Here is an 8,088-nt window from a genome sequence, read left to right as displayed (position 1 = left end):
AGCCGCCATTCAGCATGAGATCGCCGGTCGCACCCGTGGCATTGACCTTCAACTGCCCGCCCGCATTCGCCGTCACCGCAGCCGCCGTGCCATCGACGGTCAAAAGGCCCGTATCATTGATGACCGACGCCGAGACGATGGAACCGCCAAGCCCGATGCCAAGTTCGCCGCTGTTGATCAGCGTATCGCTGCGATAGGTATTCTTCCCCGTCAACGACAGCGAGCCCGGCCCGGATTTCGTCAGCCCCGCATCATAGGATTTGGGATCGGCAAGCTTGCCGGAGAGATAGGCGGTGCGGGATTCGGTGAACTGATATTCCGTTTCCAGCGACGTTATCTGTTCAGCCAACATTTTCTGTTTCAGCACCGCGAGAGGATCGTCTTTTCGACCGGCTTTATAGGCCGCAAAATCTGCGCTGGGATCTGTTCCGTAGGTTGTGACTGCTTTCGGATAAGCGTTTGTGAAATCGGCAAGCAGGGCCGATGCAAGCGGATCAGCTTTGATTTTGCGGTTGGCATCCATTACAGCTTTGGTAAAGCTGGACTTGTTGGCACCTATGGCTTTGAACAACGTCGTCAGCAGGGCTTCGGCGGCAGCGATCTTGTCAGAAGAAAACTGCGGTTGGATTATCTTCGCCAGTTCAGAGCGCTGTTTTTCGCCAAAACCGCTTTCCCACCCCTGCGCCTTCTTGCGCGCAGCCCAAGCGGCCACCTCTTCCGTTTCTTCCCGTTTGCGTTGGTCCAGCGCCACCTGCGAAATGTCGTTGCTCCACGTGTCCTTCACGCCGGCACCCAGATTCGCATCGAACCGACCGAGGAACTGACCAGGACCGTTCATGGCTTTCTTAAGATCGATTAGGCCCCAACCATAGGCATTGGGAAGATCTGTTAAACCGGGTTTCAAAGGAGTCACGTTACGCCACAACTTTCCTAAGGTATGCTGGGGTCTATTGGGATCGTCCTCCATGTTCTGTGCCGTTGTCAGCAATACAGACAAGGATTCAGCATTGGTCATGTAAGGAAAACGCTGCATAATCAATGCAAGCGAGGCCGACGCATGGGGAGTAGCCGCAGAAGTGCCATTAAAATTGGGACTATAGCCACCATTTATATCTGTTGATAGAACATCTGTCGGCGCCATGACGCACCAATATTTGGCAGCGCCACATTTATTGTAAACTTGGCCCATGTCACGCGCATATCCACTGACTGCGAGCCAATGTCCCTCCAACTCTGATCTGAAATAGGGGAGGTTTGGCTCCAGACTTGGGCTGGTGGGAGACTCAACATCGGCATTTCCCGCCCAATTGGTTTGGATCACATCATGCTTCTCTACAGATTCTGCGATGGCGTCGAGCCAAGTCTTATGACCACTTGTTCTAAGCTGCCCGAAGTTTTTATAAGCGTTTGCTAGTTCGTTTGGCGTACTCACTCGACTTTCAGCTGATATACTGGATATTTGTCCCCAGCTGTTATTGATAACTCGTGTTCCTTGTTTGCCTAGAGCATCATAAACTGCTGTGAAATAATTATAATCAAGGTTGTTGGAGCCTTGCTGAATATTATCTGTCCCGTTGGTATTCGCTGAATAGATATCAGCTTCAAAAGACACCCCATGAAACTGAACCCCGTCTTTGGCAGCGCCTATCGTACCACTGACTTCAGTTCCGTGAGCATTGTTGACCCCGCTAATATAAACTCCGGGTACACTGAAAACCTCACCCTTTTTGAACGTGCGTTTTTTATCGTCAGTCCAATTGTTGTCAGCAAGATAATTTCCTTCAACGGTGACCGGATGAAAACGGGACGGGGTAAATTCCGGGTGGGGTAGATAAATTCCAGAATCCACTACGCCGATTTTAATGTTTTGCCCGTACAAGCCGCGCGCATAGGCGTATTCTGCTTTCAAGGCCCCAACACCCCAATTGCCCTGAAACTCCTTGTCGGCACGCCATGTCGCCGCCGCCTTTTCCAGATCATCTGTCCTGCTGCCATCGGCATTGAAATACTTGCCCGGCACCTCCTGCGCATGGGCTCCGGATCCGGCAGCAGCAACGATCAGCGCGGCACAGACGCTGCTCATCAGATGGTTGCGGAATTTGGACAAGCGATCAGAACGCGCGGAAAAAGCCGCGCCAGAGGCGTGAAAAAACATGAAATATAGTTCCCAATATAAGCGTCGTTTGAAATGCAGAAATAGAAAAATAAAATGTGAGGCAAATAGAGTTGCAATGACGTGTAATAGTCAAGTGCAAAATATATGGGCAAAGCGTTAACCCGCCGGTTTTGGCGGCAAGTTATACTAAAGTATTAAGAAATTCCGCCCATTTTTTCCCGCTTAATTAGAAGTAGTAAACTGGTTCTACTTTGTGGTGTAGCTTCGGGTGATTCTCCGAAAAGAGACCAATGCGCGCCCTAATTCCTGCGTCTTATCAGCCGGGAACCGACCAGAAGCGCGTAACCGGCGAAGAATATCGCCAGCGACACCGCAAATCCGCCGGGGCCCATCGCATCCATGCCAAGCCCCAGTGCCTGCGGGCCGACCAGCATGCCGACGGCATAGCAGAACACGAACGCCGCATTGGCCGAGGCGAGTTCGCGGCCGGTGAGCTGCGAGCCGAGATGCGCAAGGCCGACCGTATAGAGCCCGGCCACCACGCCGCCCCAGATGAAGAACAGGCCCGCCACCAGATACCAGTTGGCGGTGATGAAGGGCAGGATGCACATGCCGGCAAGCCCGACCAGGGCGCAGACCAGCAGGATCTTGCGGCGGTCCTGCACATGGTCGCTGAGCAGGCCGATCGGGATCTGCATCAGCACATTGCCAAGACCGATGGTGGTCAGGAGCAGGGCGGCATCCGCCTCGCTGTAGCCGATGCGCGAGCCGTAGACCGGAAACAGCGCAAAGCCGCCGGTTTCCACCGCGCCGAACACGAAGACGGCTGCCGTTGCCGTCGGCACCGCCCAGATGAAGGGGGCGAAGGGCACATGTTCCTCCTCGTGAAAGTCGGGGCTTTCCTTCCACGCCAGGAGAACAGGCAGCATGGCGAAGATGATGATGCCGAAGCCAACGGCAAACGGCGTGATGCCGGTGCTGCCGATGCGCGAAAACAGCCAGGGTCCGAGCGCAAACCCCATGGACAGCACCGTGGCGTAGACGCCGAGCACCAGCCCGCGTTTTTCCGGCGGCGCGGCGGTGTTGATCCAGTATTCCGACAGGATGAACAGCATGGTCAGGGCGAAATGCAGGAAGACGCGCAGCACCACCCAGACCCAGAAATCGCTGAAGACATAGAAGCCGAAGAAGGAGCAGGCGCCGATCAAGAGCATGATCAGCAATGTCGGCACCACGCCGAGCCGCGCGGCGATGGAAGCGGCGAAGGGCGCGGCCACGATGGAGGCGATGCCGGCAACCGCCGCATTGAGGCCGATCATCGTGGCGGAATGGCCGCGATTTTCCAGGATGACGCTGAGCAGCGGAATGCCGAGGCCGATGGCGACACCGACGGCACTGATCGTCGCGATGGCCGCAACAAGGGCGCGCCAGGATGACCGGACCACGATCTGGTCGGACGTCTTCTGCATTGCATCCATGAACTAGAAGACCTCTCGGACGAAGCGCCCGTATTTCATGCGGTATTCAACGACGGTGTGGCCGGGTTGCAGGGCCGGATTGGTCTCCAGCACCGCCTGCGCCTCCTGGATGATGGCGCGGGTGATCGTCGGAATATCGAGCTTCAGGGCGTCGTTGAAGGGCAGCCAGCACAGCTCCTCGAGCTCCAGCGACGGTCCGGTGCCCTCGGGCAGGCTGTCGGCCACCGCTTCGCGGAAGGCCATGAAAAAGCGCGTGTCGAAGCGGCGCGAGCCGCCGGGCGGCGTGGTGGCCCGGGCAAAATAGCGCATGGCCGAAAGGTCGGGCAGGATGCCGCGCTGGTCAAAGGCAGCCCAATCGGGGTGGCCGATGGCGGCGGGTGCGTGCCGGCCGAGGAACAGCCCGGCTTCCTCAAACGTCTCGCGGATGGCGGAAAGGGCGAGGGCGCGACAGCGCTGGGTGCTGGGGCGCGTGCCCATGCCCTTCAAAAGATTGCCCTCGTCGGCCGGCGTCAACTCGCCAAAGGCGGCAATCCGGCCATCGGCCCGTTCGGTGCGCCCGCCCGGAAACACGAATTTCCCCGGCATGAAGACATGGCGCATGTGGCGCCGGCCCATGAGGATGCGCACATCCTTGCCCGTGCGGTCAACGAGCAGCAGCGATGCGGCATCGCGCGGCCGCAGGCGGGCATGTGCGGCTTTGGCAGGCGCGGATTTGTCGAGGTCGCTCAATGGCATCGTGTCACCGTTCCGGCGGTTCCAGCTCATCGGTTTCGCCGCCGAAACCATGCATGTAATTGGCCCATTGCAATCCAATGATCGCGCCCTTTATCGGTTGGAGCAGGGCGATTGACATGGCAACCGTGAGGGGTGCCCAGATTGCCAGATGCACCCAGCTTGAAAGCAGGACGAGCGTTTCCACCGCGAGGAATCCGCCCAGCACAATATGGCCTACAATTGTGATGGTTATATAAGCAGGAAAATCATCGGCTTGCTGGTGGGTATAGTCCTCGCCGCAGACGGCGCAGCGGTCGACCGATTTGACGAAGGCGCGGAACAGTTTTCCTTCGCCGCAATGCGGGCATCGGCTGCGAAAGCCGCGCCACATGGCCTGCCCCACCGGGCGGACGGGTCTTGCCGGGGCAGTATCCGCACCAAAAATATGTTCCGTCATCCCTTACCTCTTCGCCCGCCGCGAGAAAACCCGCCCGGACGTTTCTGGCTTCCGCGCGCAAAACGCTTGGCCTTGTGGTGCGAGCGCACGCCGCTTGGAACGGCATGCGGTTCGGTCAGCATTTCGAACCGCAATGCACCCGCCACCGGCAGGGCCTCGATCAGGCGCACATCGACGATATCGCCCAGCCGGAAGCCCTTGCCGCTTCTTTCGCCCGAAAGGGCATGGTTGGTTTCGTCGTAAAGATAGTAATCATCGCCGAGGGTTGAAATGGGAATAAAGCCATCGGCACCATATGTCGCAAGGGCAACGAACAGCCCGGCCTTGGTCACGCCGGAAATCCGCCCCTGGAAACTGCTGCCGACCTGTCCGGCGAGGTGATGGGCGATCAGCCGGTCGACCGTGTCGCGTTCGGCCGCCATGGCGCGCCGCTCCGAGGTGGAAATCAGCGCGGCGATCTCCGGCAGATCTTCCTCTTCCTTATGGGTGATGCCGTCGGGGCCGAGCGCCAGCGCCGCGATCAGCGCGCGATGCACGATCAGGTCGGCGTAACGGCGGATCGGCGAGGTGAAGTGGGCATATTTCTGCAGGTTGAGACCGAAATGGCCAATATTCTCGGGGTTGTATTCCGCCTGCGACTGCGAGCGCAGGACGACCTGATTGACCAGTTCCTGCTGTTCGCTGCCTTCGACGCGCTTGAGAATATGGTTGAACTGGTTCGGGCGCAGTTCGGCGCCGCGCGCCAGCGAAATATCCAGCGTGCGCAAAAACTCGCGCAGAATTTCCTGCTTGGCCAGCGAGGGCGCATCGTGGATGCGGAAGATCAGCGGCTGGCGCTTGCGCTCCAGCGTTTCGGCGGCGGCGACATTGGCCTGGATCATGAATTCTTCGATGAGCTTGTGCGCATCGAGCCGCGGCGGAATCACCACCTTGTCGACCTTGCCTTCCGGCGTCAGCAGGATTTTCTTTTCCGGCAGGTCGAGTTCCAGCGGTTCGCGGGAATCGCGCCCGCGCTTGAGCACGGCATAGGCCGCCCAGAGCGGCTTCAGGATGCTGTCGAGAATGGGCGCCGTCTTCTCGTCGGTCGCACCGTCAATGGCGGCCTGTGCCTGCGGATAGGACAGGCGCGCATGCGAGCGCATCATGATCCGGTGGAATGTGTGCGAAATCTTGCGCCCGTCGGCACCGAAAATCATGCGCACGGCAAGGGCGGGGCGGTCGACCAGTTCCTTCAGCGAGCACAGGTCGTTGGAAATGCGCTCAGGCAGCATGGGAACGACGCGGTCGGGGAAATAGACCGAATTGCCGCGCTTCAGCGCTTCGCGGTCGAGTGCCGAACCCGGCGTGATGTAGGCGGCGACGTCGGCGATGGCGACGGTTGCGATAAAGCCGCCGGGATTCTTCTCGTCCGTGTCCGCTTCGGCGCAGACGGCATCGTCGTGATCCTTGGCGTCGGCCGGATCGATGGTGACAAGCGGCACGTGCCGCCAGTCCTCCCGGTGCGCCATGGTGGCGGGCTTGGCCTTTTCCGCCTCGGCAATGACGCTGTCGGGAAACACATGCGGGATTTCGTGCTCATGGATGGCGATCATCGACAGCGCCCGCTCGCTGGCAACGGAGCCGATGATCTGGCTGATCCGGGCAAGCGCCAGCCCGTAGCGGCCGATCTTGCTCACTTCGACTTCAACGAGGTCGTTCGCCTTGGCATTGTTCAGCTGGGCCGGGTCGACGGAAAGCTCCGCCTGCCGCCGCTCCACCGGCTCGATCCGCCATTCGCCATTGTCGAGATGGCGCAAAACGCCCAGCACCGCATCCTTGCGGTGTTCGATGCGTTTGATGACGCGGGCCGTATAGGCCGGACCGCTCGGATCGGCGCCTTGAAAAATGCGGGCGAGAACGCGGTCGCCGACGCCGGGCGTCGGGCCCTTCTGGTTGCGCGAGGCGCGGATGAAAACGGTAGGCGGCCGATCCTCGTGATCGGCAGGCCATTCGGCCGGCTTGGCAATCAGCCCGCCATCGCCCTCGCGTCCGGTGATATCGAGGACGGCAACGCTTGGCAGGCTGCCGGGAACGGCAAGGCGCTTCGCCCGCTTTTCCACCAGGCCGTCATCGGCCAGATCGCGCAGAATGTCTTTCAGGCCGATGCGTGCATCGCCCTTGAGGTTGAAGGCCTTGGCGATATCGCGCTTGCCCGCGCGGTCCGGATTCTCCTTGATGAACTGGAGAATTTCCTCGCGGCCCGGCAGATAGGGCTCGCGACCGGTTTCTGCGGAACTGGCAGGCCGCTTTTTTCCTTTGGGTGGAGAGATACGGCGTGCCAATGTTCGGGTCCCTAACTAGCTTTTTTCGTCGCCGCCTTTTTGGCGGCTGGTTTCTTGGCGGCGGGCTTTTTCGCCGCGGCCTTGCGGGCAGGGGCTTTCTTGGTGCCCTTGGCCCCGGCCTTCTCGGCGATGAGGAGCAGGGCTTCCTCGACGGTGACGGTTGCCGGGTCCTTGCCCTTCTGCAGGGTCGCATTGACCTTGCCCCAATTGACATAGGGACCGTATTTGCCGTCGCGCACGGTGATCGGCCCGCCATCGGGATGTTCGCCCAGATCCTTCAGCGCCGCTGGTGTGCCGCGCCCGCGGCCCGGGCCCTTGGCCAGCTTTTCCGCCAGCACCGTGACGGCGCGGTTGAGGCCGATGGAGAACACGTCTTCCGCGCTTTCCAGGTTGGCATAGGTGCCGTCATGCGAGAGATAGGGACCGTAACGACCGATACCCGCCGAAATCATCTTGGCCGATTCGGGATGCTGGCCCACGTCGCGTGGCAATGACAGGAGCGCCAGCGCCTTTTCATGGTCCATGGCGTCGATGGTCCAGCCCTTCGGCAGGCTGGCGCGCTTGGCTTCCTTGCCGTCGCCGCGCTGCACATAGGGGCCGAAACGGCCGTTGCGCACGCTGACGTCCTCGTCCGTATAGGGATCCTTGCCGAGCACCTTCGGCTCGTCGCCATTGCCGTTCTCGCCGGAGGCTTCGCTGCCGCCGAGCTGACGGGTGAACTTGCATTCCGGATAGTTCGAGCAGCCGACGAACGCGCCGTACTTTCCGAGCTTCAGCGAGAGATTGCCGGTTCCGCAGACCTGGCAGATGCGCGGATCGCTGCCGTCTTCGCGCGGCGGGAAGACGAGCGGGCCGAGCTGGTCGTTCAGCGCATCGGGAGCGGTGTAGACTCGCAGGCTCTTTATACCACCTTCGCTGCGGAAAGCACTGGTCTTGGAATGCAGCCGCACGTCGGTCCGGCTGCGCTGGGTTTTGCTAGACTCGTCGTGCGTGTACGCATGG

The 8,088-nt window shown here is 60.0% G+C and carries 6 protein-coding genes; all 6 read right to left on the bottom strand.

Annotated features, from left to right (window positions below; all coding sequences use genetic code 11):
• Positions 1-2,155, bottom strand: a 2,155-nt coding sequence (locus RDL77_RS24370) for a S8 family serine peptidase (protein WP_288195064.1), incomplete at its 3' end; no start/stop codon positions are given.
• Between the two features lie 260 nt (positions 2,156-2,415).
• On the bottom strand, positions 2,416-3,594 hold the full coding sequence (locus RDL77_RS24365; protein WP_223615168.1) for an MFS transporter: 1,179 nt from the start codon (positions 3,592-3,594) through the stop codon (positions 2,416-2,418).
• A gap of 3 nt (positions 3,595-3,597) precedes the next feature.
• Complete coding sequence (locus tag RDL77_RS24360; RefSeq protein ID WP_374042793.1) at positions 3,598-4,359, bottom strand: NUDIX hydrolase; 762 nt, start codon at positions 4,357-4,359, stop codon at positions 3,598-3,600.
• Positions 4,334-4,765 (bottom strand): DUF983 domain-containing protein, encoded by a 432-nt coding sequence (locus tag RDL77_RS24355; protein ID WP_288195063.1) that lies wholly within the window; start codon positions 4,763-4,765, stop codon positions 4,334-4,336. The genes RDL77_RS24360 and RDL77_RS24355 overlap by 26 nt, the downstream gene beginning before the upstream one ends.
• Complete coding sequence (gene rnr, locus RDL77_RS24350) at positions 4,762-7,086, bottom strand: ribonuclease R (protein ID WP_374042792.1); 2,325 nt, start codon at positions 7,084-7,086, stop codon at positions 4,762-4,764. The genes RDL77_RS24355 and rnr overlap by 4 nt, the downstream gene beginning before the upstream one ends.
• An 11-nt stretch (positions 7,087-7,097) precedes the next feature.
• Positions 7,098-8,088: topoisomerase C-terminal repeat-containing protein (locus RDL77_RS24345; RefSeq protein ID WP_288195062.1), on the bottom strand; the 991-nt coding region annotated here is incomplete at its 5' end.

This window comes from uncultured Phyllobacterium sp. (assembly GCF_902479695.1).
GTDB classification, from domain to species: domain Bacteria; phylum Pseudomonadota; class Alphaproteobacteria; order Rhizobiales; family Rhizobiaceae; genus Phyllobacterium; species Phyllobacterium calauticae.
Note: the sequence above shows the minus strand (reverse complement) of the source record. Positions and strands in the feature narration are given on the sequence as shown.

What these genes read in the sequence shown, in the direction of transcription:
- RDL77_RS24365 (WP_223615168.1), bottom strand. Translation starts at nt 3,594, where the DNA reads ATGGATGCAATGCAGAAGACGTCCGACCAGATCGTGGTCCGGTCATCC.
- RDL77_RS24360 (WP_374042793.1), bottom strand. Translation starts at nt 4,359, where the DNA reads ATGAGCTGGAACCGCCGGAACGGTGACACGATGCCATTGAGCGACCTC.
- RDL77_RS24355 (WP_288195063.1), bottom strand. Translation starts at nt 4,765, where the DNA reads ATGACGGAACATATTTTTGGTGCGGATACTGCCCCGGCAAGACCCGTC.